The following is a 26,914-nucleotide window of genomic DNA, read 5'->3' as shown; positions in this document are numbered from 1 at the left end:
ATTCCGCTGCCCGGCGAGCACGCATATGAACTTTGTATGACAAGCGTTCGGTCGCGCACCGTTGTAACCGCCTATCAGGTATCGATACGGCCGCCTTGGGCGGCTGTGTGACCTAACTCTGTGCTTTGGGAAAAGGATCGGATAGTGATGCGTCTGTCTAAAAAAACTTCGAAACCGACGCCTCGCGGCTTCGCCCCTGGATCCTCTCGCTCGGTATTGGAGCAGGGCGCGTTGTACCTCACCCCCCTGGCCCAGGCGATTGGCCTGCTGGTGCTCACGGGCACGGCCCAGGCTGCGCAGCCGGCGGCTTTCAGTTCGAGCTGGTTTGCCGCCAAGGGCGTGGCCCAGGCCACCAATGCCGCCCGCCCGGGCGGGCTGGTTCCGGGAGCGCCGCCACCGCTGGCGCAACAGCAAACGGTCAACCAGCAATTGCAGCGCTCGCTGAGCAACCTCAACAACACGGTGGCCGCAATCGCCGCGCAGCAGGCCTTGCAGGCGGCGGGCCGTGCGGCAGCCCTTGCCAGCCCGCAAACCATTCATAACGGCCTGGGTGGCAATGGCCTGAACCTGGTGATCGGCGTCGATGGCAAACCGGTCTTCAGTAATGTCGAGGCGCCGGTGCAGACCGAGGCGGGCGGCAAGACCCAGGTCTCGATCAAGCAGACCGCGGACAAGGCGATCATCAACTGGGACACCTTTAACGTCGGTCGCGATACCACCGTCAACTTCCAGCAGAACGCCGACTGGGCGGTGCTCAACCGGGTCGATAACGCGACCGCGCCGAGCCAGGTCCAAGGTGCGATCAAGGCCAATGGCACGGTGCTGATCCTCAACCAGAACGGCATCGTTTTCAGCGGCAGCAGCCAGATCAATGTGCGCAACCTGGTGGCCGCGGCTACCGCGTTCGACGACAGCCAGTTCAAGAGCAACGGCTTGTACAGCCCCGGCGCGGCGCCGACTTTCACCAACGCCGGCGGCAAGGTGCGGGTCGAACAGGGCGCGCGGATCGAAACCCACGCGCCTGCCAGTTCCACCGCCGGTGGCGGTTATGTGTTGCTGCTGGGCAGCGAAGTGGACAACGCCGGGACCATCAGTACCCAGAAGGGCCAGGCCGCGCTGGTCGCTGGCAGTGATTTCGTGATCAAGAAAGGCCAAGGCACCGACGGTAATGCGCAATCGTCGGTGCGCGGCAATCAGGTGGTCGCCAGCGGCACCGGCCAAGTCAGCAACAGCGGCCTGCTGCAGGCGGCGTTGGGCGACGTGAGCCTGACCGGCCAGGACGTGCGGCAAAACGGCGTGGCGCTGGCCAGTACCTCGGTGGATTCACGCGGCACCCTGCACCTGACCGCCAGTCGCAGCGTGACCCTGGGCGAGGGCGCCACCAGTGCGATCCTGCTCGATAGCAGCAGTGCCCTGGACAGCCAGCGCAGCGGCCTGCTGCAACCGCTCAGTGCTGACAACTCGCCTATCGTCGCGGCCGATGGTTATCGCCGTGACCAGTCGTTGATCGCCATCGACAGCGCCGGCACCGTCGACTTCCAGAAAGGCTCGATCACCCTGGCCAGCGGCGGCCAGGTCGGTGTCCGCGCGACCCAGCGCAGTCGGGTCGGCGATGGCGCGATCATCGACGTGTCCGGTGCGTTGGGCGTCAAGGTGGCGATGGAATCCAACAGCATCAAGATCAACGTCCAGGGCAACGAGCAGCGCGACGCCCCCGGCAACCGCGACAAGGGCGGCCTGAACAGCAAGGACGTGTGGGTCGATACCCGCGAGCTGGTGTTCGTGCCCGCCGGCACCAACGGTTACGCGACGGATCGCTGGTACACCGCCGGTGGCCTGCTTGAGGTCAGCGGCTACCTGGGCACCCGCGTGCACAGCGTGGGTGAGTGGATGGCCCAGGGCGGTACGGTGTCGTTCAGCGGTAACGATGTGGTGACGCAGAAAGGCTCGCAGATCAACCTGTCCGGCGGCACCCTCGATGTGCAATCCGGCAGGGTCAAGCAAAGCTGGCTCAAGGGGGCGGACGGGCGACTCTATGAAGTCTCCAGCGCCCCCGGCGACATACTCTATGACGGGGTGTACCAGGGTTACGAAGAGCGCAGTGCGCGCTGGGGCCAGAGCCAGTTCTACTACAGTCCGCTGATCGCACCCCGGGAGCGTTTCGAGCAGGGCTACAGCGTCGGCCGCGACGCCGGCTCCCTGGTGATCGGCACGCGCAACGCCGTGCTGGAAGGCCAGGTGGTCGGCGACACCTTCCAGAGCGACCGCCAGGTACAGGCCGCGCAGCTCGGGTTGGATGGTTACAACCAGTCGGCGAGCGCGGTGGCCCGTGGCGCGCAACTGATCGTCGGCAGCTACGTGCCTTACTACGTGAAGAGCAGCGGTACCTTGCAATACGCCTTGCGCGCCAATGCCGGCACCCTGCGGGACATCGTCCTGGGCACCGAGGATCAATCCCTCGCGGCCGGAATGGGGCTGCAAGACCCGGTGGTCGAAGGGCGCGAAGGCCGTCTGTACCTGAACAGTGAACAGCTCAGCGGCTTCGGCCTTGGCGCCGTGAAGATCGCCGCCACCGGCAGTATCAAGGTCGAGGGAGACTTGCAGGTGGCGCCGGCCGGCAGCATTACCCTGTTTGGGCCGCAGGTCGAGGTTGACGCCAACCTGACGGCCCGGGGCGGTGACATTGCCTTGGGCAACGTGTTGCAGCAGATCAGTGGGAGCGCCCGGGTCGAGGACACCCGCATCGATGCCGTTGACGGCAGTCGCGCCGCCGTTCGCGTGGGCAAGGGCGTGACCCTCGATACCCGTGGCCTCTGGAGCAATCAACTGCACAATCCGAATGACAGCAGCGCGCTGCCGTTCCTCAATGGCGGCAACGTGTCCCTGCGCAGCAGCGGCGACCTGACGCTGGCGAGCGGCAGCCTGATCGATGTTTCATCGGGCGCCGCGCTGCTGGCCGATGGTAAGCAACGGGGTGGCAAGGGCGGTAACCTGACCCTGGCGGCCAACGCCAATACATCCGCCGGCGACGGGGTGTTGAGCCTCGACGGTGAGTTGCGCGGCCATGGGGTCAACGGCGGCGGCCGCCTGAGCGTGCAGGCTGGCAAGGTGACCCTCAGCGACCAACCGGTAGCGGATGCTAGCGCTGGCCTGGTGTTAAACAGCGGCTTCTTCAACAAGGGCTTCTCGGCCTACGACATTACCGGTAACCAGGGACTGACCGTCAGCGATGGCACCCAGCTGGACGTCAGCATGCCGGTGTACCACTTCGGCGATAACCTTCAGGACGCAGCGACCGGCAGTGACCCGCAGACGCTGTTGTCGCTCTGGACCCCTGAGCTGTACCAGCAGGATGCGATCAAAGGTGTGTTGAGCCAGCGCAAGGGCGCGAACCTGAGCCTGCAAGCCGGCAGCATCCTGTCCACCGCCAGCGAGCGGGAAACGGCGGCGCTGGTGATCGGCACGGGTGCGCGGATCAGTGTCGATCCGGGCAGCACCCTGAGCCTGGCCAGCGTTGGCCAGTTGAGCGTCGACGGGCGACTCGACGCCTGGGGCGGGAAAATCCTGCTGACCCAGATCAAGCCGGCGGGGTTGGCGGATGTTCCGGTTGTCGAACGTCCCCATCAGCGTTCGATCCTGTTGGGCGAGCATGCGTTGCTGGACGTCTCGGCCCGCGCAGTCACGGCAGTGGATGCCCAACAGCGGCGTTACGGCCGGGTGGACGACGGCGGCAGCATTGTCATCGGCGGCAGCGTCGACACCGACAAAGGCACGGCCAGTGCGCCGGACCTGTTCGTGGTGGTGAAGCAGGGCGCGCGGCTGTTGGCCAACGGCGCCCAGGCCGAGCTGGATATTCGCGGCCAAGGCGCCACGACGTTGAGCAGCGCTGGCGGTAGCATCGCCTTGAGTTCGAACAATGGCTTGCGCCTGGACGGCGAGTTCCAGGCGGCGTCTGGCGGTGTGGGCGCTGCCGGTGGCAGCCTGTCGGTGGCCCTGGAAACCCCGCTGTACGATCGTTCGACGGTGGACGATCAGGTACGGGTGCCCCGTGAGCTGATCCTGTCCCGGGGCACCGGCAGCGCGTCCACCGATAGCCTGATGAGCTACGGCCAGGGTCGCCTGGACGTCGATAAAGTCAGCCGCGGCGGTTTCGCCAACCTGACTTTGCTCAGCAACGGCATCCTGTCGTTCGCCGGTGACATGCACCTGAACCTGGCGCAGAGCCTGCAAATCTATACCGGCTCCCTGGCGCTGGCCGAAGGCGCGCCGGGTGACAGCCGGATAGCCTTGAACGCCCCTTATGTGCGTCTGGCGGGGGCCGCGGCGCGAGGCGCCGATGTGCATGTGCGCCCGACCATCCAGGGAGGCTTGTCGGTGCAGGACAGTGCCGCCCAATTGCAGGTCAACGCTGACCTGCTGGACCTGCGCGACGTCCTGACCCTGGGCGCCCATGGCGTGCTGGCGCGCCAGCAGGGCCCGGCCCTGGAGGTCGATCGTCGCGGTTTCGCCCAGGCGCAGCTGAGCAGCCGCGGCGACATGCGGTTTCTGGGCGGCTCGCCGCTGAATATCGAGAGTACGGCCACACAACTGCTCAGCAACGCCGACCTGACCCTGCTGGCGGCGCAGATCTACCCGACCACGGGGGCCACGGCGCGGGTCAAGACCACCACCGACTCGACCCTGCGGATCGGGCGTACCACCGACACGCTGCCGGCCCAACCGTATTCGGTGTTCGGTTCGCTGAGCCTGGACGCCGGCATCTTGTTGCAGGGCGGCGTGCTGCGGGCGCCGTTGGGGCTGCTCAGCCTGGGCGAAGAAGTGGGCAATATCCAGACCCTGAAGTTGTTGCCGGGCAGTGTCACGTCGGTCAGCGGGGCCGGTTTGAACATGCCTTATGGCGGCACGGTCGACGGCTTGTCCTATCGCTACAACGGCAAGGACGTCCAATTGATAGGCGCGGGGGGCAGTACCTCGAACAACGTGTTGTCGGTGGGCGTCTCCATGACCGGCCACAGCATCGATGTGCAACCTGGTGCCGTGCTGGATCTGTCCGGTGGCGGTGAACTGGCCGGCGCCGGTTTCATTTCCGGGCGTGGCGGCTCTACCGACGCGCGCTACAACCCGCTGGTGCAGATCGGTGCGGACGGCAGCCTGGTATTGCCAGGGTTGGACACCAACCCGGTGTACGCCATCGTTCCCGGCGACCAGCGCGGCTACGCGCCACCATCGGGGGAGGCCGGGGCGCGCGATCCGCTGATCGGCCAGCGCATTACCCTGGACGCGGGTGTTCCAGGCCTGCCGGCGGGCACCTACACTTTGCTGCCGTCGACCTATGCTTTGTTGCCGGGGGCGTTCCGGGTCGAACTCAATGGCCTGGCCGGCAGCGGAAAAATGGCCAGCAGCCTGGCCATGCGCAACGGCTCCTGGGCCACCTCGGGAGGCCTGTCGATTGCCCACAGCGACATTCGCGATACGCTCTCCAGCCAAGTGATCCTGACCTCGGCGGACGTGCTGCGGCGTTATTCGCAATACAACGAAACCGGCTACGCAGCGTTCGCCAAGGCCGACGCCGCGCTCAAAGGCGTGCCGCGGCCGATGATCGAGGCCGATGGCAAGACCCTCAAGCTCAAGTTCAAAGGGGTGGGCGACCCTGCCGAGACGTTCCGATTCAACGGAACAGCCCGTTTCAAACCGGCCGAGGGCGGCCTGGGCGGCAGCGTCGGCATTTTCGCCGACGCCTTCCGTCTCGAAGTGCTGCCGGTTGGCCAACAGGCCACGGCGGGGTTCGCCGGCGCCTCGCTCCATGATCAGGCGCTCAATGCTTTGCAGGCTCCGCGCCTGTCGATCGGCACGCTGCCCGGCGTCAGCTACGGCCAGGGCGGCAATCTGGTGACCTTCAACTCGACGCTGTCCGACATCATTGTGCGCCAGGGCAGCAGCCTCAAGGCCGGTGAGGTGTTCCTTGCCACTAACGTCAAGGCCGGTGCCATCGTGGTCGAGCAGGGGGCGAGCATCAATACCCTGGGCCAAGGCAGCGCACCGTTCGATTCGCGCAGCGGTTTTGTCTACAACCCGGGCAAGAACAGCCTGCTGGCGGTGTCCAATGGCTGGCTCGATGTGCTGCCGCCCACCGCAAGCGCGGATACCGATGGTCCGGGCTCGATCCTGATCGGCCAATGCGACACCGGCCATTGCAGCGGCACCACCGAACTCTACTCCCAGGGCACCATCACTGCGGCTACCGATAACGCCTTCAACCTTGACGAGTCGGTGCGCTTCGGCACGCGCAACCTGACGCTGGCGGTGGGCGCGATCAACATCGGTTCGGCCCAGGCGCTGGCGGCGGCCCAACAACGCCAGGCGCTGCCCAAGGGGCTGACCCTCAACCAGCAGGTGCTTGACCGCTTGCTGCGCGGCGACAGCCTCAAGGGCGCGCCGGCCCTGGAAAACCTGGTGCTCAATGCCCGGGATTCGGTGAATTTCTACGAAAGCGTCGAGCTCAGTACCCTGAACCCCTTGACGGGCAAGTCCAGCCTGCAGCGCCTGGTCCTCGGCACGCCAGCGATCTACGGCTACGGCGCGGCCGATGACCACGCCAGCATTCGCACCGGCACCCTGGTGTGGAACGGGGCGCTGACGCCGGCCGGCGCGCCGCTGCTGGCCGGGCCTGGCAACGGCAGCGGGGTGCTGGATATCCAGGCCCAGGTGCTGGAATTCGGTTACGGCCCCAATGCCCAGCCCAACAACCTCGACAACCCGCAACGCCTGGCGCTGGGCTTCGGCCAGGTCAACCTGACCGCCAGCCAGCGCATCACCGCCAACCACAAGGGCGCGCTGCAGGTGTATCAGTCGCGCGGCGACTATGTCACTGGTAAAGGCTACAGCTACAGCGGCGGTGACCTGAGGGTGAACACACCGCTGTGGACCGGCGAGGCCGGCTCGGTCAACCGTATCACCGCCGGTGGCGCGCTGACCGTGGCGGGCATCGCCGGGTTGTCGGCCGCGGCTGCCGACAATGCGGCACTGGGGGCTGAGTTGCAGCTACAGGCCGGCAGCCTGCTGCTCGACGGCACGGTCCGCCTGCCCAGCGGCAAGCTCACCCTCGGCGCCAGCGGCGACGTCGTGCTGGGGGACAACGCCCAGATCGACCTGGCCGGGCGCGAAGTGGTGCTCAACGATGTGCGCAAATACAGTTGGGGCGGTGATCTGTTCCTCGACAGCCGCACCGGCAATATCCGCCAAGCCGCCGGTTCGACCGTCGACCTCAGCGCCCGCAACAACCGCGCCGGCCTGCTGAGCGCAATCGCCCTCGGCCCCGATGCCGGCCTGATCGACCTGCAAGGACGGATCCTCGGCTCCGCCTCCGGCACCTATAACGCCGGTGGCACCCTGGTGCCCTACGCCGGCGGCGCGGTGGACCTGCGCGGGCAAAGCCTGGGGGATTTCGCCGCGCTGAACGGGCGGCTGAACCGTGACCAGGTGTTCGGCTCGCGCAGCTTCCAACTCAAGCAGGGCGACCTGGTGATTGGCAATGAACTCAAGGCCAATGCCATCAATGTCTCGGTGGACAACGGCAGCCTGACCGTGCTCGGCACTGTCGATGCCAGCGGGCAAGCGGTCGGGAGTATCCGTCTGGCGGCGAAACACGGACTGACCGTTGCCAGCAGCGCGCTGCTCGATGCCCACGGCAGTATCTTGCGGGTCGACAGCTACGGCAAAATCATCGACAGCCCCAACCGGGCACTGATCGAGCTCAACTCGGGGGACGGCCAGTTGACCCTGGCCAGCGGTGCGCGCCTGGACCTGCGCCACGGCACCGGCGCGCCGCTGGGCAATGGCCCGGGACAATATGACGGCCGGGCCCGTGGCACCCTGGAACTCAATGCCCCGCGGCTGCGGGTCGATGATCCACGGTACGGCGATATCGCCATCGATGCCTCTGGAAACTTGTCGGTGCTCGGCGCGCGTTCCATCAACGTCAATGCGATTGCCCGTTATACCGATGCCCGTGACGGCACCGCGCCGGCGGTGGATGGGCGGCCTTATCAAGTGATCGATCAGGCGTACCTGAACGACAAACACAACGACAGCGAGGCGTTCATCAAGGCCGCGCTGGTCAATGGCAATCTGCTCAACGGCAAACTGGCCGGGCTGAACAATGCGGCTTACGCCGATGCGCTGCACCTGCGGCCCGGTGTGGAGATCCTCAGCAAGACGCCGGACGGCGACCTGGTGGTGCAGGGCGACCTGGACCTGTCCGGTTATCGCTACGCCAGCCTCAACCGCCATACGCAAAAGACCGATGTCTATGGCTCCGGCGAGGCGGGCAACCTGGTCGTGCGCGCCGGCGGCAACCTGAACATCTATGGCAGCATCAACGATGGTTTCGCGCCGCCGGAAGCCGGCGACCCGACGGTGCGCACCGATGGCAATGGCTGGTTGCTGATCTCTGGGAAACAGCCGTTCGGTGCCGACCTGGTGGTGCCGGGGGCCGGCGTCGAATTGGCCGAGGGTACCCTGTATCCGGCCGGTAGCCTGCTCAACTATGACGTGCCTTTCAAGGGTGGCAGCCTGCCGGCGGGACTCGAGCTGCCGACCACGCTGAGCCTGGGCGAGGCGCTGAACCTGCCCGCGGGTACGCTGTTGCAGGCCGCCATCCGCGATGCCAGCGGCAACCTCTTGTATGCCGCTGGCACCTTGCTCAAAGAGGCGGTCAGCTTGCCGGTCGACACTCGCCTGGAGGCCGGTACCCGCCTGTCGATGGGGATTACCGTCAAGGACGGCACCTGGCCCAAGGGGGTCGCAGTGCCGGGCAGCGGGCTGACGCTGCGTGGCGCCCTGGCGTTGGGCAGCGGCGCGTTGATTCCTTCCGGCACCGACGTCAAGCTGGCCGAGGGGGTCGACCTGATCGAATTGCGCCCGGTCGATAATGGTATCCAGGGCCGCAATTGGGCGGTTGCGAGCCTGCTGCCGGACGGCTCGCAATCCTGGTCGATGCGTTGGGTGGCGGGGGCCGATACCGAGGCGGCTGACACCCGCATCACCCGCCCTCATGCAGAGGCGGGCAGTTTGCAATTGGCCGATGGGCATTACCTGGCCAGGCGCGAGCAGACTGGTGGCGGTGGCGGAGGGGGTGGCGGAACGGGGCTGGTTTGGGCGCCAGGCAGCAATATCGGCGTGCCAGGAGAGCCCGTACCACCCGAGATGTTGGATTTCTGCACCTGGATTCCAGGTGAATGTATCCCAGCACCGCCCAAAACGGTTTTGGTCTGGTCTCCGACCAACAATTATGGTGTACCAGGGGAGCCTGTGCCGCCTGAGGCGCTGGATTTCTGCACCTGGTTTCCTGACTGGTGCGTGTTGGCTGTGGTTCCCGACAACCCTCCGGAGCCGATCCGCACCAAGGTCACTCCCGGCAGCCAGCTGTTCAGCGTCTTGCGCACCGGGACCGGGGATCTGGAACTGCTCAGTGCCGGTGATTTCAATATGCGGTCGCTGTTCGGCGTCTACACCGCCGGCACCCAGTCGGCCTCGTTGGCGCCGGGCGCCAACGACCCCTATCAGCAGGCCCGTGGCCGACAGCTCGATGGCAGTGTGCTGGGCGCTGCGGGTGCCGCCTATGAATCGCTCACCACCGGTGGCGCTTACCAGGCCTGGTACCCGGAGCAAGGCGGTAACCTCAAGCTGACGGTGGGTGGAGACCTGCACGGCGATTCGTTCTCCAAGAGAAACGTCGGCAGCGGGGCACAGAACACGTCCGCGGCTATGGGCAACTGGTTATGGCGCCAAGGAACGGGTAGCACGGCCGACCCGGCCGCGCAGATTCCCACCGCGTGGTGGATCAACTTCGGCACCTTCGCCCAGCAGCCCTCCACTGAGGCGGGTGATCCCTACCTGACCGGCTTTACCGGGATCGGCACGCTGGGCGGCGGCAACCTGAGCGTCGATGTCGGCGGCGACGCCGGCCTGATCTCCCAGCAGCTCGGTGTCCTGGGCTCCGATGTGGAGCGCAGCCAGGGACTGGTTCTGGCTGTGGGCAGCAGTGGCCGGGTTGCCGCCGATGGCAGCCTGGTGTTGACCGGTGGCGGTGACCTGCGGTTGCGCATTGGTGGTGCGTTAAACTCTTCCCAGGCGGCACGAGAGAGTGTCAACGCGGCGGCTGATCTGAACGGGATGCTGGCCAACCTGCGAGGTTCGTTGCAGTTGCAGGCTGGAGCGATCGGGGCGTTGGGCCTGACCTACGGCAGCTACGGCGCTTTCCAGGATCCGCAAGAGTCTCGGGCCTATGACGCTTACGTTTCCACCATGGCCACCGCTCGCGGCGGCGTAACCCTGATGCCGGGAGATGCCGGCGTCAGCCTGGACAGCCGTGGCGACCTGGTGTTGCAGGGGGTGGGCGATCCGGGACGAGTGGTGATGCAGAACTCCACCGGCTACACCGGCCGCGACGGCGCCTACCGCAGTGGTGGCGGCCTGAGCCAATTCTCCTTGTGGACCGGCAATACCGCCATCGACCTGTTCAGTGTCGGCGGTAACCTGACGCCCATCGTCGCCAATGAGAGCTTTGCCGGTCTCAATGCCTCGACCTCCGGCGGACGTTTTGTCTACCCCTCGATCCTGCGGGCCGTCGCCGCCAATGGCAGCCTCTACTACGGACCATCGGCCCGTGGCGTCAGTGGCGTGGCATCGGGGTTCTCATTGATGACCGCGCCCTCGGCCAATGCCGAGTTGCAACTGATCGCCGCCGATTCGATCTATGCCGGCGGTTATGCGGTCACGCAGTCGGGGGCTGACCCGGCCTTGTTGTCCAGTCCGCTGCGCCCGGCCTTCGCCGGCTACAGCGGGATCAACATCCACTCGAACTATGACAATTACGGCGCCGGGGTCTATGTCTCGCCGAGCGAATTCCCGTTGTTCAGTTTTGGTATCAATACCTTCAGCGTCCAGCCGTATGCCCAGCGCGAGCCGGTGCGTTTCTATGCGGTGAAGGGCGATATCGTCGGCCTGCGGACCGGCGAAGTGATTCGTTATCCCGCGTCGGGTGAAGAGGTGCGCTACGAGGGCAGTGGCCCGCTGCGGGTCATGGCCGGGCGCGACATTGTCAACTCTGGCGTGCCGTTGAACACCGCCACTGATGTGCCTGCTACCGTCAGTGGTTCGGCTGGCGGCCAATCCACCGGTAACTTGATCGTGCACAGTCGGGGGGATGAGATTTCCCAGGTTTCCGCGGGTCGCGACATCCGCCTGAGCACCTTTAACATCGCCGGTCCCGGCCTGCTGGAGGTCAGTGCCGGGCGCAACCTGTACGGTTCGGGGCCTGGCGTGGGGCAGTTGTACCAGGAGAGCGGGTTCAACAGTATTGGCAATGTCGACCCGGCGGCGCCGGTCCGTGACGGTGGTGCCTCGATCGCGCTGATCGCCGGGGCTGGCGCCCAAGGGCCGAATTACCGGGGCTTGCTGGCGCGTTACCTGCAGCCGGGCGCGGCGCTGAAGGATTATCGCGGCGAACTGAACCAGTGGCTGAGTCAACGCTTCGGCTACAACGCTGGCGAAGACCAGGCGCTGGCGTTTTTCGCCAAGCTGCCGGTGGAACAGCAGAACGTCTTCGCCCGGCAGATCTACTTCGCCGAGCTCAAGGCCGGGGGGCGCGAATACAACACCGTCGGTGGCGAGCGCAGCGGCAGTTACCGCCGGGGGCGCGAGGCGATTGAAGCGTTGTTCCCCAGCAAGGATGTGGCGGGCAACACCCTGCGTTATGACGGCGACGTCACGCTCTACGGCGGTTCGGGGATCCACACTGACTTCGGCGGCGATATCCAGGTGCTGACCCCGGGCGGGCAGCAGGTGTTCGGGGTCGAAGGTAACGCGCCACCGGCCTCGGCCGGGGTCATCACCCAGGGCCAGGGCGACATTCAGTTGTACGCCCAAGGCAGTATTTTGCTGGGCCAGAGCCGGATCATGACCACCTTTGGCGGTTCGATCCTCGGCTGGTCGGCTGGAGGTGATATCAACGCCGGACGTGGTTCGAAGACAACCGTGGTCTACACCCCGCCAAGGCGCGTATATGACACTTGGGGCAACGTGACCCTGTCGCCATCGGTGCCGAGTACCGGCGCGGGTATCGCCACCCTCAACCCAATTGCCGAAGTGGCGCCGGGGGATATCGACCTGATCGCGCCGCTGGGCACCATCGATGCGGGTGAGGCGGGGATCCGGGTGTCGGGCAACGTCAACATCGCGGCGTTGACGGTGGTGAACGCGGCCAACATCCAGACCCAGGGCAAATCCACCGGCGTGCCGCTGGCGGCTTCGGTGAACACCGGGGCCATCACCTCGGCCAGTTCGGCGGCGTCCTCGGCGACGCAGGCGGCTGAAGACGTGGCCCGTCAGCAACAGAACGCGGCGCGGCAGAACCAGGCGTCGGTGTTTACCGTGCAGGTGGTGAGTTTTGGCTCCGAGCAACTGGCCCCGTCCCGCGATGGCGCCAGCCGCGAAGCCCCACGGGCCTACGACCCGGCCAGCCCAGTCCAGGTCTTGGGCGCGGGGCCTTTGGATGAACAGAGCCGCCAGCGGCTGACCGAGGAGGAGCGAGGGCGGTTGAGTTTGTAGGGGTAATTCAGCTTGCGGTGAAGTTGGCAGTGCCGACGTTATCGCGAGCAAGCTCGCTCCCACAGTGTTTACCGGTGATCAATCCATGGAGGATGGTTTTGGAGGCTTTTTGTGGCGAGGGAGCGTGCTCCCGCTTGAGTGCGCAGCGCTCATCGTTTTTTTGGGGGCCGCTGCGCGCCCCAGCGGGAGCAAGCTCCCTCGCCACAGGAACCCCGGAACCCCTTGTGGGAGCGAGCTTGCTCGCGATAGCGGTGGGAGGTGGGTTACAGCCACCGCGGCGTGGTAAAGAACGAGGCCATTTCCGAGCGGGCCAGGGCCGCGCCGAAGTAGGGGCCTTGGACATGGTCGCAGGCCACGTTGCGCAGTTGGCTGAACTGCCGGGCGTTTTCGATGCCTTCGGCGGTGACCATGAGCCCTACGCTGCGGCTCAACCGAATCATTGCCAGGACGCCTTCCTTGTCATCTTCCAGCCCCAGCTGCGAGAGGATGTTGCGATCGAAGCGGATGCCATCGAACGGCTGGTCCAGCACCTCGCGCAGGGAGGCGATGTTGGTGCCGAACTTATCGATGTTGATCCGCACCCCAAGATCCTTGAGCGCATGGAGGGTGGCGGCGACGGTCTTGTGGTCGACCAGCAGGACCCCTTCGGCCACTTCCAGGGTCAGCCGGTGGGGCGCCAGGCCACTCATTTCGAGGGCTTCTTGCACCTGGTTGAGCAGGAAGCTGCTGTTGAACCACCGGGGTGAAACCGCGATGGAGACATTGACGGCGCTCGGCCAGCTCGCGGCCTCTTCACAGACGTTGATCAACATCCACGTGCCGAGCTCTTCCAGTTGGCCCGAGGTTTCGGCCACCGGTATGAAGTCGGCCCCACCCAGTTCGCCTTTCTCGGGGTGGTGCCAGAAGGTCTGGGCTTCGAAACCGTACAGTTGCTCGGCGCTCACATCGAAGCGAGGCAAGTAGCGCAGCTCCAGTTGATCCCGTTGCATGGCGTCACGCAGTTGCTGCTCGTATTGCCGCCGGTCGCGGGCCAGGTTGCCCATGGCTTCCACATACACGCGCCAAGTGTTGCGGCCCGCTGCCTTGGCCGCATACAGGGCGATATCAGCGTGGCGCAACAGTTCATCGGCCCGTTCGTCACCGGGCTGCGACCAGGCGACGCCGATGCTCATCCCCAGGTACAGCGTGTTGCCGTCCAGGTGCATGGGCCGTTGCATGCAATCGATCAGCCGTGCACAGAGTTGATCGAGATCGCCGGCATCGCCGGGCTCGGGCATGACAATGACGAACTCGTCACCGCCCAGGCGCGCCACCAGATCGGTGCCACGAACGTTTTGCTGGAGGATATGCGCCACTTCCTTGAGGACTTTGTCGCCCACGGCATGGCCCAGTGAGTCGTTGACCGGCTTGAATCGGTCCATGTCCAGGTTCAACAGCGCCAGGGGCCGGCGGTCCGGTCGGTCGAGGTGTTCGCGCAGGCAATCGAACAAACGGTTGCGGTTGGCCAGCCCGGTCAGCGGATCATGCAGGGAAAGGTGCTTGATCTGCGCCAGCGCCCGCAGCTCTTCGGTGATATCGGTGGCGGTGCCGCGAAAACCCAAGGTGCCAGCTTCGATGGCCCGTACCGACAGCTTGCAGGTGCGGATGCGCTGGTTGCGTGCGGTGTACTCGCACAGCAGCGGTGCCGAAGAGAGGCTGTCGGCACCCCCAAGCAGCCATTGGGCAATCGAGATCGAGCCACCATGGGGGTGAAGCAACCGGTGCAGAGGCTTGCCCAGCCACTCCGTGGGGCTGAACCCGGTCACTTGTTCGAAGCGTTCCGACAGGTAGGTCAGCGTCCCGGTCGAGTCGACCTCCCACAACCAGTCGGATGAGACTTCGGCAATGTCTCGGAAACGTTCCTCACTGCGCTCCAGCGCCTTGCGGTGGGCCAGCAGGCTGGCGTACTGCTGTTCTTGGGCGCGAAGCATCATCAGCGCATGGCGCAGAACGGCCAGGGCCAGAATCGCCAAGACCAGTAAAGCTACGGCCAGCAACGGCAGCAAGACCTTGCGCAGATCCTGGCCCGGGGTCTGAGGTCGCCAGGCCAAGGCCTCCTGGGTCAGATCGTCGAGCAGCAACTGGGCGGTACTGGCTGGCCCCGGGGTCCTGGCGATATGGGCATCGGGCAGGGCGAAGTCCCGCGCCAGGTTTTCCAGCGCGCCGAGGTCCAGGACCTTGACGAAGAGCATCAGGCTGGGCGGGCCGGGAATTTGCGCCACGCTGTTGTCCGTGCCGGTGGTGATGGCGGATACGGCGACGAACGCCGGGGCGTCTTCGTGATGCAGCAGCTCGACGATCACTTCGTCGTGATTTTCCGCGGTGCTGGCTTTGTTCCACAGGGCTCGCAGATCGCCGGTCAGCCAGGTGTCGGCATCGACCTCGCTCATCTGGCCATCGATCACCGAATAAACGGTCTTGCCGGTCGGAGAAATGACAAACACCGCCTGGTAACCGTAGAGCGAAAACACGCTACTGCCGACGTTTTCCTGGTCATAGGCCCATGCCTTGTCAACGTCGACATGCAGGTGGCGGTAGGCGTCGCTCCACTTGGAATAGTCACTCAGGTCACGACCGATCCCGGTGCGGATCCCCTCGATGGCCCGCTGGGCGAAAAACAGGCTCTGCTCACGGGCGCGCTGGTCCTGGGCCGCGGTGATGTTGAGCAGCACGGCGATCGCCAGTGCGGACATGACAAACAGCAGGAGCATGATGGCCGGGAAGGTGCGGCGGGTGAAACTTCGGGTTGGCGAGCCCGGGGAAAGGACAGTCGAGTCGTTGCCAGCATTTTCAGTCATAAAAAAGTCATCAGCCAAAAGCGATTTCACCCGCACCTGTCTTGTATCGGCGGGCGGGCTGATTTACTTAGTCATGTTGACAACGGGCCGACAGACTGCGTTGTCCTCATCATGTGCGGGCCTTGAAGCGTGATGCCCATTCGAGGGCGACGTCCCGTTGGCGCAGGTAACTGACCCCGGCGGCGGCCAGCAGGGCGATGAACGCGGCAAGCGCGGCCAAGGCCATGTCCTTTTGCGAGTCCCACGGATCTTGTTGGGCGCCGACAAAGGCCTTGGCGGTGTCGCCGCCGATATAGGCACCGCCCAGCCATTCAATGATCTCGTAAATGGCCGACGACGCGAGGATCAGGCTCCAGGCCAGCAGATAGCCCGTGAATCCCGTTGCGGGCGCCACCCGCAGCAAAACCTCGCGCAGCGGATAGGCCAGCAGCAGGCCATAGCTGAAATGCACCAGCCGATCGAATTGGTTGCGCTGGAAACCCATGAGCTGGTCCAGCGTCTGGCCCCCGGTCAGGGCCTGCCACCACTGGTTATAGGGCACCTTGGCGTAGCTGTAGTGGGCGCCGATTTCATGGATGCAGAGAAACACGAACAGCAGCGTGGCGGACAGCCGGGAAAAACTGAACCGCCGATGAACGGTCACCAGCACGACCATCAACACAACGACCAGCAGGTTCTCCGCCAGCCAGTCGCTGCGTTTTACCGGCGCGATGGCCAGCCAGCCCCATACCACGCAGAACGCCAGCAGCAGGGACCGTTCATAGCGACGATGCAGCTCAACAGTGGGCATTGCGTCACGCCTCACTCTTTATCCGTGCGATGGCCGGGCAGCAGGGTGCTCAGGACCTGCTTGGCGGTTTCCACCACGATGCCTCGCTCGTTCGGGTCGCCCTGGAGCAGGGTCGAGGCAAACTTTTTCGCCTGTTCCAGCTTGATGTGCGGTGGCAGCGGCGGCACGTCGGGGTCGGTGCGAAATTCGATCAGCACCGGACGCTCGGCCGCCAGCGCGGTTTCCCAGGCCGTGGCCACATCGTCCTCGTGCAGCACCAGGATGCCTTTCAAGCCAATGGATTCGGCGAACAGGTGGTAGGGCACGTCGGGGATGTCCTGGGAGGCTTCGAATTTTGGATCGCCCTCCATCACCCGCTGTTCCCAGGTCACCTGGTTCAGATCCCGATTGTTGTACACCGCGCAGATCCAGGTGCCGTTGGCCCAGGTGCGCCAGTATTTGGCGACGGTGATCAGCTCGGCCATGTTGTTCATCTGCATGGCGCCATCGCCCACCAGGGCCACTACCGGCCGCTCTGGATGACAGAACTTCGCGGCGATGGCGTAGGGTACGGCGGCGCCCATCGACGCTAGGCCACCGGACAGCGAACACATCATGCCGCGCCGGATCTGGATATCCCGGGCGAACCAGTTGGCGCAAGACCCGGAATCGCAAGTGATGATCGCGCGCTCCGGCAGTCGTGGCGACAGCTCGAACGTGACCCGCTGCGGGTTGATCGGTTTGGCGGCGACCAGGGCGCGTTTTTCCAGGGTGCGGTCCCAGCGTTCTCGCCAGTGTTCGATTTTCTTGCGCCAGGCGCGGTCGGTTTTTTCTTCGATCAGCGGCAGCAGGGCGCGCAAGGTGTCGACGCTGTCGCCATGCAGGCTGACTTCCATGGGATACCGCAGGCTGAGCATGTCCGCTTGAATGTCGATCTGCACGCCCCGGGCCTGGCCTTCAGGGGGCAGGAACTCGGCGTAGGGGAAGCCGGAGCCGATCACCAGCAGCGTGTCGCAGCCGGCCATCAGGTTGTCGCTGGGCTCGGTGCCGAGCAGGCCGATGGTGCCAGTGACCCAGGGCAGGTCATCCGGCACGGCGGCTTTGCCCAGCAGCGCCTTGGCCACCCCGGCGCCGAGCTTCTCGGCGATGGCGATCACTTCGTCGGTGGCGTGCAGCGCGCCGGCACCGACCAGGATGGCGACTTTCTTGCCGGCATTGAGGACTTCGGCGGCTTTGCGCAGGTCCTCTTCGTAGGGGACGACGCTGGGCTTGCGGTAGCCGACGCCGGAATGAACCGTCCCGTGCTTGTGGCGGGGCGCGGTGTATTCCATGTCCTGGAGGTCATTCGGCAGGATCAGCGCCGTGACCCGGCGCTCGCCCACCGCCGTGCGTACGGCGCGGTCGAGCAGGTGGCGCACCTGGGCGGGCACGCTGGCTTGCTGCACGAACGCTCCGGCCACGTCCTTGAACAGGCTGACCAGGTCCAGTTCCTGCTGGTAGTGCCCGCCTAGCGCGGCGCGTGCCTGTTGGCCGCTGATGGCGAGCACCGGCATGTGGTCCATCCGGGCGTCGTAGAGGCCGGTCACCAAGTGGGACGCGCCGGGCCCGGAGGTGGCGATGCACACGCCCAACTCGCCGGTGAACTTGGCGTGGGCGCAGGCCATGAACGCGGCCATTTCCTCGTGGCGGGCCTGGATGAAGCGGATTTTTCCCTGGGCGCGGTTCAGGGCGCCAAACACGCCGTTGATGCCATCGCCCGGATAGCCATAGATACGGCGAACCCCCCATTCATAAAGACGTTCCACCAGGAAATCACCGACGGTCATGCTCATGTCTGTCCCTCGTTTCTGGCCACGGTCGCTTGGCGCGACGTGCAGCGGTTGACGTTCATACAGGACTTGACCGGCGCACGCGGCCCAAGGTTTCGATTTTTTCCACGGCAGGGACCTGCGGCGGGGCGGGCGTGTATCGCAGTGTGTACCGCGCAGCCTTGGATACACCGGCTTGACGAAGGCCCGGGCTGGCGACACAGGCCGGATACACACCGGCGATTAACTACGCCAGCCAGCCGGCACCGAGCCTCGGTACCGGTGACTGGTGGATCAATCGTCAATCGTCAGAGGAATACCCCATGCTCAACTTCTCTCGCAATTCATCCCTTGCACTCGGCCTGGCTTTGGTCGGTGGCTTGGGGCTCTCCACGGCGGCTTCGGCCTTGACCATGAACGACCTGGCCCAGGGCTACACCCTGGCGGCCGCCGATACCGTGAAGAAACCCGCCGAAGGCAAGTGCGGCGAGGACAAGTTCGCCAAGACCGATAAAAACCACGATGGCCAGGTCTCGCGGGACGAGTTCATCGCCGCGGCACCGGAGCGCGCGGCTGAGTTCGACAAGATCGACGCCAACCATGATGGCGGCATCTCGTTGCCGGAAGCCAAGCAATACCTGTCGGCCCAGGCGAAGACTGCGGAAGGCAAATGTGGCGAGGGTAAGTGCGGGGCGGCTATCGAGTCCTGATTCGCCCCCGGTGGTGAGCCTGATGAGGTGATGCCAGCCCAATGATGCGGCATCGAACAAAGAACCCGTGGCGAGGGAGCTTGCTCCCGCTGGGTCGCGCAGCGGCCCCATTTTTTTGGGCCTGCTGCGCAGTCCAGCGGGAGCAAGCTCCCTCGCCACGGGTGTTCGTCTTTCTGGCGTGCGATTGATCGTCTCATGAGGCTCACCACATCTCGTTTCCCCAGGAGATGTGTCATGTTGAATCTACCTCAACCTTCGGCAGGCCTCGGCCTGCGCCGGGCCTTGCTCGCTGAACTGCGGCAGGCGCCGCCCGGGGATTTTGACTTTCTCGAAGTCGCTCCGGAAAACTGGATCGGCATTGGCGGCCCCCATGGCGCCGCCTTGCTTTCGTTGGCCGAACGTTATCCGTTGTCGTGCCACGGCCTGTCGTTGTCCCTCGGTGGGCCGGCGCCGCTGGACCTGGCGTTTCTCGGCCAGGTGCGCGCTTTCCTCGAGCGTTTCAAAGTGCCGTTGTACAGCGAGCACTTGAGCTACTGCGGCGATGAAGGGCATCTGTATGACCTGCTGCCGCTGCCGTTTACCGAGGAAGCGGTGCATCACGTGGCGGCGCGGATCCGCCAGGCCCAGGATGTACTAGGACGACGGCTGGCGGTGGAAAACGTCTCCTATTACGCCGCCCCCCAACAGGACATGAGCGAGCTGGAATTCACCCGAGCGGTATTGCGCGAAGCCGATTGCGACCTGTTGCTGGACGTCAACAATGTCTACGTCAACTCGGTCAATCATGGCTTCGATCCCCTGGCATTCCTGGCGGGCCTTGAGCCGGGGCGGGTGGTCGCGATGCATGTGGCCGGGCACTATGACGAGTCCGACACGTTGAAAATCGACAGCCATGGCGCGCCGGTCAAGCCGGTGGTCTGGGCACTGCTGGCCCAGGCTTACGCACGGTTTGGCGTACAGCCGACCTTGCTCGAACGGGACTTCAACTTTCCGCCTTATGCCACGCTGCTGGCCGAATTGCAGACCATTCGCCAGTTGCAGGACCAGGCCATCACCCGGCAGGCGGTGCCCCATGGCTGAGGCCCGGCAGACGCTGCATCAACAGCAACAGGCTCTGACCCGTTACCTGCGCGACCCGGAACACTGGCCGATCCCGCTTGGCATGGACGCGGCGCGGGCGCAGGTGTACCGCGACCTGATCTTCGAGAACATGCGTTCGTTGCTCAGTGGCACTTTCCCGGTGCTGGTGAGCGTGCTGGGCCAGGACCCCTGGCGTGCCTACGTACGCCGTTTCCTGCGTGAACATCGCTGTGCCACCCCCAAGTTTGGTGATATCGCCGAGGAATTCGTGGGCTACCTCGCAGACCATCCCTCTCCGGACTGGCCGCCATTCGTGGCGGAGCTGGCGCACTACGAGTGGGTCGAGATGGCGCTGCTGCAATCCGAGGCCGAGCCGTTGCTGGCCTATGACGAGACGTCCTTGCTCGACTCACCGCTACGTGTCTCGCCCTTGGCCTGGCCGCTGGCGTACCAGTGGCCGGTGCATCGCCTGGCGCCGAACTACCAGCCTTCGACACCACCGGCGCAGCCGACGCTGTTGCTGGTGCGGCGAACGCGTGGGTTCGAGGTGCGTTTTTCCGAACTCAGCCCGTTGGCCTGGCGGCTATTGCAGCGCATCGAGGCATACCCGGGGTTGACGGGGCGAGGGCAGTTGCTGGCGTTGGCGCGGGAGGCGGGGGTCGCTTCATTCGAGTTCATGGACAGCGCTGTGGCACTGCTACAGCGGATGCAGGATGAAGGGGTTGTTGGCGTACAGCCACAACTCGCCTGACCCTCAAAACCTGTGGGAGCGAGCTTGCTCGCGATGGCGGTATGTCAGTCACTGTTGACGCCGACTGACCCATGCCATCGCGAGCAAGCTCGCTCCCACAAGGGATTTTTGTCAGGCCTTGCCTGGGTGGTGATGCAGGCCAGCCCTCAGCACCGCATCCACACTCAACTTCCCAGCCCCCCGCAATAGCAACGGCAGCAACGCCACCAGATAGATCAACGGCAGCTTGAAGTTGCCGTGTCCCTTGTTGGTAATCGCATAACCCTGGGCCAGTTCGCTCAAGCTCGACCAATCCGCCGGCCAGTGCACGGCCGCGGTCGCCACCACGGTGACGACGATCAGCACCAGCGCCGACAGGCGGGTGCCCAAGCCGATCAACAGGGCAATGGCGCCAATCAGCTCGGCCCACATCGCCAGTTCCCAGTTCCACTGGGCCGGCACAAGGTTGAACGGGAAGGGGAACGCTGACTGGATTTCGGCGAACCAGTTCTCGCCGTTCCATTTCTCCAGGCCGGACTCAAAGAACTCCCAAGCCAGGAACAGGCGCAGACTCAGCGGCGCCAGCCATGCCCCGACGTTGTCGAGCTGGGTATGCAGTGTTTTCAAGGCATTTGCGTACATGATCGATCTCCCTGGGCTCAAGCCGCGTGTTGCGGCCGTTGGCGACGCTGGGTGGCCTGGGCCAGCTTGCCCACCAGGCGGACGGCGGTGGCGGCGCAGATCAGGCCGAAGGGCAACACGTACCAGGCGCTCATGGGGATGCGTTTGAAGTTGGAATAGGCAAAGATCGCCGCCAGCACCCACATGCCGGTGACATGCAGGCGCTTCCACGCCTTGAAACCGATCAGGCGCGTGGTGCTTTTGAACGAGGTCAGCGCCAGCAGCAGGACGAACACGTAGCCCACGGTGCCGGGAACGTTGCCGAGGGTGGTACGGCCGGGCCAGAACTCGGTATTGAGCTGGCCGTAGCTGTAGATCAGCACGGCATGGACCAGATGGGAGAAGGCAAATGCCAGCCCGATGAAGCGCCGTTCACGCACCAGCGAGCGGCTCAGGGGTGAGGGCACCAGCACCGCGAATGCCGAGGCAGTGAAGGCCAGCAGGAACAGAATGAAGGATGAACGAGCCGTGGCGCGAATGGCGCTGCGCACGCCTTCGGTCAGGTCCGGGTTGAATATCAGGATCAACCCGGTCATCAACAACACCAGGGCGGCGAGCAGGCTGAACAGCGACCAGCCCTGGTAACGAAAGGGGGATGCGGTTGGGGTAGGCATGTAAAGGCTCCTTGGATGTCGGGGGCCCGGTCGTGAGAGTCGCCGGGGTTGGAGGGAGTCTTTCAAGCCGGTGTAAGCGGGGTGTGTCCGCGGCGCAGCATTGTGCAAGTTTGTGTGTGCCGATTGCCTGCAGACACACTGACATACAAACCCGATGCCAACTCCCCTGTGGGAGCGAGCTTGCTCGCGATGGCGTTGGGTCAGTTCACCAGATGTTGCCTGACACACCGCTATCGCGAGCAAGCTCGCTCCCACAGGGGGAATTGGTAAGGCACCCATATTCGCAACGCCACAGAACGGTGTGGGAGCGAGCCTGCTCGCGAATGCGTCAGGTCAGTTGAATGATGCTGGCTGACACACCGCTATCGCGAGCAGGCTCGCTCCCACAGGGGAACTGGATGAGGCACCCATATTTGCAGCGCCCCAAAACAGTGTGGGGCATTGTCAGCTGGCAAATGCCAGGCGCAATTCGGCGCACAGGCCGCCGCCGTCGCGGTTGCGCAGGGTCAGTGAGCCGCCCATGGCGATCGCCAGTTGCTGGGCAATGGCCAGGCCCAGGCCGGTGCCGCCGGTTTCCCGGTTGCGCGAGCTTTCCACCCGGTAGAAGGGCTTGAGCACTTCGGCCAGTTCCTGCTCGTTGATCCCGGGGCCACGGTCCAGTACCTGAATCGCCAGTTGCCCGTTATCGGCCCGTTGCACCTGGATCTGCGCCGCGCCGGCGAATTTCAAGGCGTTGTCCACCAGGTTGATCAGCACCCGCCGCAGGGCGTGGGGGCGGGTGTCGATGACGGCGGCGTTTTTCCCGGACAGTTGCACGTCCTTGCCGGTGTCCTGGTAGTCGAACACCAGGCTGTCGAGGAACGCATCCAGGCTGATCCGGCAACTGGCCTCGGTGGCGCCGTGGATGCTGCGGGCATAGGCCACGCCTTCACGTACCAGGTGCTCCATTTCGCTCAAGTCGCTCCACAATTTGTCCCTTTCGATGCCTTCGTCCATGAACTCGGCGCGCAGCTTCATGCGCGTGATGGGGGTCTGCAAGTCATGGGAAATCGCCGCCAGCAACTGCATGCGTTCCTTGAGGTAGGCGGCGATACGATCCTGCATGGCGTTGAAGGCCTTGGCCGCATGCACCACTTCGGTCGGGCCTTTTTCGTCCAGGCGGACGCTGTGGGCGTTCGGGTCGAGGGTTTCCACCGCCTGGGCCAGTCGGGTCAGGGGACCGACGGCGATGCGTACGGCCAGCCAGGTGCAGCCGATCAACAGCGCCAACTGCCCCAGCAACACCATCGGCAGCCAGGGAGAGAGAGGCGCCATCGCCGGGCGTACGTCGATGGTCAGTGGGCTGCCGTCCCCCAGGCGCAGGTGCGCCTGATAGTGCATTTTCGGCCCGGGAATCTGCTTGAAGGTCAGGCCATAGGCCTGGCCGATGGCTTCCTGGATCGAACTGACCGAGATCGGCGCGTCGGCCAGGTCCATCGGTCGGCCGGGCAGGCCTTCGTCGAGCAGGTAGCCATAGTTGCGCCGGGCGAGTTTCGGCAACCAGGCCTGACGTTCGGCGGCAGGCAGGCGGTCGAGAATGGCGACTGAGGTCGAGACATCGGTTTCCAGATTGCCAAGCATGGTCGACCGGGCGCTCTGGTAGCGCTCGTAGTACTGGACGCCAAAGGACAAGCCCTGGGCCAGGATCAGGCCGATCAGGAAGATCAGCGACAGCCGCGAGGCCAGGGTCCGCGGCCAACGCAGCGGCAGGCTCATACCGACGCCTCGAGGATCTCCACCGGCAGCGAGAACACGTAGCCTTCGCTGCGCACGGTCTTGATGTAGGCCGGTTCCCGGGCGTCGTCCAACAGACGCTGGCGCAGGCGGCTGACCAGCAAATCGATGGAACGATCGAACAGGTCGGCGTCCCGGCCCTGGGTGAGGTTAAGCAACTGGTCGCGGTTGAGCACCCGTTGCGGATGATCGAGGAATACCCGCAACAAACGATACTCGGCGCCGCTCAAGGCAACCATGGTGCCGTCAGTATCCAGCAGATGGCGGGCGGTGGTGTCCAGGCGCCAACGTCCGAACGCCAGCAGGCGACCGCTTTCGGTGACTACCAGGTTGGGCGGCAGCATGCGGGTGCGGCGCAGCACGGCGTTGATCCGTGCCAACAGTTCACGGGCGGCGAACGGCTTGACCAGATAATCGTCGGCGCCCATTTCCAGGCCGATGATGCGGTCGGTTTCGTCGTTGCGTGCGGTGAGCATCAGCACCGGTGTGGCCTTGTGCTTGCCGGCACGCAGCTCCCGGCACAGCACCAGGCCGTCGTCACCGGGCATCATGATGTCCAGCACGATCAGGTCCACCGGAGTGGTTTCCAGGAAAGCGCGCATCTGCCGGCCATCGGCGACAACGGTGGTGCGCAGGCCATTCTTTTTCAGGTAGTTGCCAACCAGCTCTCTGATCTCGCGATCGTCATCCACTATCAGCACGTGATCGACATGATCCATGGTGTCCAGCTCCTCGGCGTTTCGTTGCGAGCAGTCTACAGGCGCCGGCCGGCCCGGCTCGCGGCGGTTTGTATTGCAGTGTATCTGGCGCGCGACGGATACACAGCGATGCAAAAAGCCACCCGGCTCGATACAGACGCGATACCTGCGCGGCATTCAATGGCATCCATCGAGGCAACACACAGGCCTCGGCAGATAACCCCCATTGAATCGAGGAATTGCCATGAACACCAAAGCCCTCTACGCCGCCTGCCTCTTCGCCGCGCTGAACATCTGCACCCTGTCGGCCCGGGCCGAAAGCAACGTGCAACCGCACACTTACACCTATGGCAGCCACCTGGATATCCAGAAGGTGCTTTCCCTTACCGAAGATGCCGAACCGACCTGCGGCGTGGTCAACGCCCACATGACCTACCTGGATTCGGCAGGCCACACGCAAGCGCTGGACTATCGCAAGTTTTCCGATAACTGCAGCAACCAGAACTGACCTGCTTTTGTGGCGAGGGAGCTTGCTCCCGCTGGGCCTGTAGAAGCTGTGTAGGAGCTGTCGAGTGCAACGAGGCTGCGATCTTTCCCCAGACACTTGAATCACAAGCGAAAGATCAAAAGATCGCAGCCTTCGGCAGCTCCTACAAAAGCCCAGCGGGAGCAAGCTCCCTCGCCACAGGGTTTGCGTCGGCCTTTTATGTTGAGGTGTTGCCATGCTTCTGATCGCTTTTCTCGGCGGGATCCTGACGATCCTCAGCCCCTGTATTCTCCCGGTGGTGCCGTTTCTGTTCGCCCGGGCCGATCGTTCCCGTGGCTCGGTGCTGCTGACTCTCGGCGGCATGGTGCTGACGTTCGCCCTGGTCTCCAGCCTGGCGGTGGTCAGCAGCGAATGGGTGGTGCGCGCCAGCAGCGTCGGCCGGCAAGTCGCCTTGGTGGTGATGGTGGTGTTCGCTTTGTCGCTGATCTTCAGTCGGGTCGGCATCTGGCTGGCGCGGCCGCTGGTCAGCCTGGGCAATCGCCTGGACGCCGGGGCCGGGCGGATGGCCGGGCCGGTGGGCTCGGTGCTGATCGGCGTTGCAACCGGGTTGCTCTGGGCGCCGTGCGCCGGGCCGATACTCGGGGTGATCCTGACCGGCGCCATGCTGCAAGGCGCCAGCGCGCAAACCAGCCTGCTGTTACTCGCCTACGGCCTGGGCAGTGCCTTGTCCCTGGGTACACTGATCCTGGCCGGGCGTGGTCTGGTCGGGCGCCTGAAACTCTCGCTGCCGATCACCACATGGCTGCGCCGGGGAACAGGGCTGGCGGTGTTACTGGCGGCCGTGGCGATTGGCACTGGGGCGGATAACCGCCTGCTGGCGGCGACTTCGTCTCAACAATCGACCACCTTGGAAAAAAGCCTGCTGGAGAACGTGCCCAAGGCCATCGACTATGTGGTGAGCAAGGCCGGCGCCAGTGCCATGCCCGCCCTCGAATCCCAGGGCGCCATGCCTGCGCTGGACGGCGCGGTGCAGTGGTTGAACTCGCCACCGCTGAGCCGCGAGTCACTGCGGGGCAAGGTGGTGCTGGTGGACTTCTGGACCTACGACTGCATCAACTGCCAGCACACCTTGCCCTATGTGAACGACTGGGCGAAGAAGTATGAAAAGGATGGGCTGGTGGTGATTGGCGTCCATACCCCGGAATACGGCTACGAGAAGATCATCGACAACGTCCGCGAGCAGGTGCGCAAGCTGGACATCCGTTACCCAGTGGCGATCGACAATCAGTATGCGATCTGGCGCGCCTTCAACAACCAGTATTGGCCGGCCCATTACTTCATCGATGCCAAGGGGCAGGTGCGCTACAGCCATTTTGGCGAAGGGCGCTATGGCGAGCAGGAGCAGGTGATCCAGCGGTTGTTGCAGGAGGTGAAGATAAGTAAATAATCAAAATAAAGCGTTATATATCAATAAGTTACAATTAAATTCTCTAGCGGTTTCTAGTGTTTGGTGCCGCTTGGGGACGGATATCGCAGATGGCGAAGGCAAGCCGTTCCCGTGGCGAGGGAGCTTGCTCCCGCTGGGCTGCGCAGCGGCCCCAAGAAAGCCGTGGCAAACTCGGTGTGTCAGGCAAATACAGGGGGCCGCTGCGCGACCCAGCGGGAGCAAGCTCCCCCGCTACAAGGGATTGAAGGCGGATTCGAGAATGGCGTGCAAATGCTGGCCCCTTGCTCATTTGCATAGAGGCAAACTTCTTTCCTTTCAGAAAGTTGGGCGACAAACCTATGCGTATTTCTATGTGGGTCGTGGCGACGTTTCTCCTGGCTGCCGTTTCGCTTGAGGCCCAGGCCAGGGCGTTGACGCAGAACCAGCAATCGGTGTGCCGGTGGGGTTCGGACATCGCGGCGGGGGCGCAGGCATCGAAGCTGTCTGGCGTCAGCCTGTACGGCGCGCGCAAGAAGCTGCAAGTGCGCAAGTTTCCCCGGCCCTGGATGCGCATGACCGCCCTGGGCATTACCGAGCAGACCTACAACAGCGCTTCGCGGCTCAAGCCGGCCGCAGTCAAGCAGACCTACTACGAACAATGTGTCCGTCATGAGCTGGCGCGCCGATAGGCG

Annotated in this window: 14 protein-coding genes; 7 read left to right on the top strand and 7 right to left on the bottom strand. The window is 64.4% G+C overall.

The window, feature by feature from the left end:
- Window positions 1–147 precede the first annotated feature (147 nt).
- Window positions 148–12,609 carry a filamentous hemagglutinin family protein gene (locus AD659_RS07130; RefSeq protein WP_053119679.1) on the top strand — a complete coding sequence of 4,154 codons (12,462 nt, stop codon included), beginning with the start codon at window positions 148–150 and terminating at the stop codon, window positions 12,607–12,609.
- A gap of 263 nt (window positions 12,610–12,872) precedes the next feature.
- Here the strand turns inward: AD659_RS07130 and AD659_RS07125 are convergent, their stop codons facing one another.
- The 3 genes from AD659_RS07125 to AD659_RS07115 form a co-directional block, all read right to left on the bottom strand.
- The gene (locus AD659_RS07125; protein ID WP_053119677.1) at window positions 12,873–15,446 is read right to left on the bottom strand and encodes a bifunctional diguanylate cyclase/phosphodiesterase; all 2,574 of its coding nucleotides are present in this window, start codon (window positions 15,444–15,446) and stop codon (window positions 12,873–12,875) included.
- A gap of 109 nt (window positions 15,447–15,555) precedes the next feature.
- On the bottom strand, window positions 15,556–16,236 hold the full coding sequence (locus AD659_RS07120) for a DUF2238 domain-containing protein (RefSeq protein WP_053119675.1): 681 nt from the start codon (window positions 16,234–16,236) through the stop codon (window positions 15,556–15,558).
- Between the two features lie 11 nt (window positions 16,237–16,247).
- The gene (locus AD659_RS07115; RefSeq protein WP_053119673.1) at window positions 16,248–18,047 is read right to left on the bottom strand and encodes a thiamine pyrophosphate-requiring protein; all 1,800 of its coding nucleotides are present in this window, start codon (window positions 18,045–18,047) and stop codon (window positions 16,248–16,250) included.
- Between the two features lie 299 nt (window positions 18,048–18,346).
- Here AD659_RS07115 and AD659_RS07110 point away from each other — a divergent pair, with 299 nt between their 5' ends.
- The 3 genes from AD659_RS07110 to AD659_RS07100 all read left to right on the top strand — a co-directional run bounded on the left by AD659_RS07110 (window position 18,347) and on the right by AD659_RS07100 (window position 20,564).
- Entirely contained in the window at window positions 18,347–18,733 is a 387-nt protein-coding gene (locus AD659_RS07110; protein ID WP_053119671.1) for an HvfA family oxazolone/thioamide-modified RiPP metallophore, read from the top strand.
- A 234-nt stretch (window positions 18,734–18,967) separates the two neighbouring features.
- Window positions 18,968–19,813 carry an HvfB family MNIO-type RiPP peptide maturase gene (locus AD659_RS07105; protein ID WP_053119669.1) on the top strand — a complete coding sequence of 282 codons (846 nt, stop codon included), beginning with the start codon at window positions 18,968–18,970 and terminating at the stop codon, window positions 19,811–19,813.
- Entirely contained in the window at window positions 19,806–20,564 is a 759-nt protein-coding gene (locus AD659_RS07100; RefSeq protein ID WP_053119667.1) for an HvfC family RiPP maturation protein, read from the top strand. Before AD659_RS07105 ends, AD659_RS07100 begins: the two co-directional genes overlap by 8 nt.
- A gap of 111 nt (window positions 20,565–20,675) precedes the next feature.
- Here the strand turns inward: AD659_RS07100 and AD659_RS07095 are convergent, their stop codons facing one another.
- The 4 genes from AD659_RS07095 to AD659_RS07080 form a co-directional block, all read right to left on the bottom strand.
- Window positions 20,676–21,185 (bottom strand): HvfX family Cu-binding RiPP maturation protein, encoded by a 510-nt coding sequence (locus AD659_RS07095; protein WP_053119665.1) that lies wholly within the window; start codon window positions 21,183–21,185, stop codon window positions 20,676–20,678.
- Between the two features lie 17 nt (window positions 21,186–21,202).
- Window positions 21,203–21,838, bottom strand: a complete 636-nt coding sequence (locus AD659_RS07090; protein ID WP_053119663.1) for a ferric reductase-like transmembrane domain-containing protein — start codon at window positions 21,836–21,838, stop codon at window positions 21,203–21,205.
- A 444-nt stretch (window positions 21,839–22,282) separates the two neighbouring features.
- The gene (locus AD659_RS07085) at window positions 22,283–23,593 is read right to left on the bottom strand and encodes an ATP-binding protein (protein WP_053119661.1); all 1,311 of its coding nucleotides are present in this window, start codon (window positions 23,591–23,593) and stop codon (window positions 22,283–22,285) included.
- Window positions 23,590–24,330 carry a response regulator gene (locus AD659_RS07080; RefSeq protein WP_003202589.1) on the bottom strand — a complete coding sequence of 247 codons (741 nt, stop codon included), beginning with the start codon at window positions 24,328–24,330 and terminating at the stop codon, window positions 23,590–23,592. The genes AD659_RS07085 and AD659_RS07080 overlap by 4 nt, the downstream gene beginning before the upstream one ends.
- Before the next feature lie 223 nt (window positions 24,331–24,553).
- Between AD659_RS07080 and AD659_RS07075 the strand changes: the two genes are divergently transcribed.
- From AD659_RS07075 to AD659_RS07065, 3 genes are all read left to right on the top strand, one after another.
- The gene (locus AD659_RS07075; RefSeq protein WP_053119659.1) at window positions 24,554–24,817 is read left to right on the top strand and encodes a DUF2790 domain-containing protein; all 264 of its coding nucleotides are present in this window, start codon (window positions 24,554–24,556) and stop codon (window positions 24,815–24,817) included.
- 214 nt (window positions 24,818–25,031) lie between these two features.
- Entirely contained in the window at window positions 25,032–26,243 is a 1,212-nt protein-coding gene (locus tag AD659_RS07070) for a cytochrome c biogenesis protein DipZ (RefSeq protein ID WP_053119656.1), read from the top strand.
- Between the two features lie 338 nt (window positions 26,244–26,581).
- Window positions 26,582–26,911, top strand: a complete 330-nt coding sequence (locus tag AD659_RS07065) for a hypothetical protein (protein WP_053119980.1) — start codon at window positions 26,582–26,584, stop codon at window positions 26,909–26,911.
- Window positions 26,912–26,914: the final 3 nt, after the last annotated feature.

The organism is Pseudomonas thivervalensis (genome assembly GCF_001269655.1).
GTDB classification, from domain to species: Bacteria; Pseudomonadota; Gammaproteobacteria; order Pseudomonadales; family Pseudomonadaceae; genus Aquipseudomonas; species Aquipseudomonas thivervalensis.
This window is presented reverse-complemented; position numbering and strand designations above follow the sequence as displayed.

Coding starts and splice junctions, on each gene's coding strand:
- AD659_RS07105 (WP_053119669.1), top strand. CDS start 18,968: ATGTTGAATCTACCTCAACCTTCGGCAGGCCTCGGCCTGCGCCGGGCC.
- AD659_RS07085 (WP_053119661.1), bottom strand. CDS start 23,593: ATGAGCCTGCCGCTGCGTTGGCCGCGGACCCTGGCCTCGCGGCTGTCG.
- AD659_RS07110 (WP_053119671.1), top strand. CDS start 18,347: ATGCTCAACTTCTCTCGCAATTCATCCCTTGCACTCGGCCTGGCTTTG.
- AD659_RS07075 (WP_053119659.1), top strand. CDS start 24,554: ATGAACACCAAAGCCCTCTACGCCGCCTGCCTCTTCGCCGCGCTGAAC.
- AD659_RS07100 (WP_053119667.1), top strand. CDS start 19,806: ATGGCTGAGGCCCGGCAGACGCTGCATCAACAGCAACAGGCTCTGACC.
- AD659_RS07130 (WP_053119679.1), top strand. CDS start 148: ATGCGTCTGTCTAAAAAAACTTCGAAACCGACGCCTCGCGGCTTCGCC.
- AD659_RS07080 (WP_003202589.1), bottom strand. CDS start 24,330: ATGGATCATGTCGATCACGTGCTGATAGTGGATGACGATCGCGAGATC.
- AD659_RS07095 (WP_053119665.1), bottom strand. CDS start 21,185: ATGTACGCAAATGCCTTGAAAACACTGCATACCCAGCTCGACAACGTC.
- AD659_RS07120 (WP_053119675.1), bottom strand. CDS start 16,236: ATGCCCACTGTTGAGCTGCATCGTCGCTATGAACGGTCCCTGCTGCTG.
- AD659_RS07070 (WP_053119656.1), top strand. CDS start 25,032: ATGCTTCTGATCGCTTTTCTCGGCGGGATCCTGACGATCCTCAGCCCC.
- AD659_RS07125 (WP_053119677.1), bottom strand. CDS start 15,446: ATGACTGAAAATGCTGGCAACGACTCGACTGTCCTTTCCCCGGGCTCG.
- AD659_RS07090 (WP_053119663.1), bottom strand. CDS start 21,838: ATGCCTACCCCAACCGCATCCCCCTTTCGTTACCAGGGCTGGTCGCTG.
- AD659_RS07115 (WP_053119673.1), bottom strand. CDS start 18,047: ATGAGCATGACCGTCGGTGATTTCCTGGTGGAACGTCTTTATGAATGG.
- AD659_RS07065 (WP_053119980.1), top strand. CDS start 26,582: ATGCGTATTTCTATGTGGGTCGTGGCGACGTTTCTCCTGGCTGCCGTT.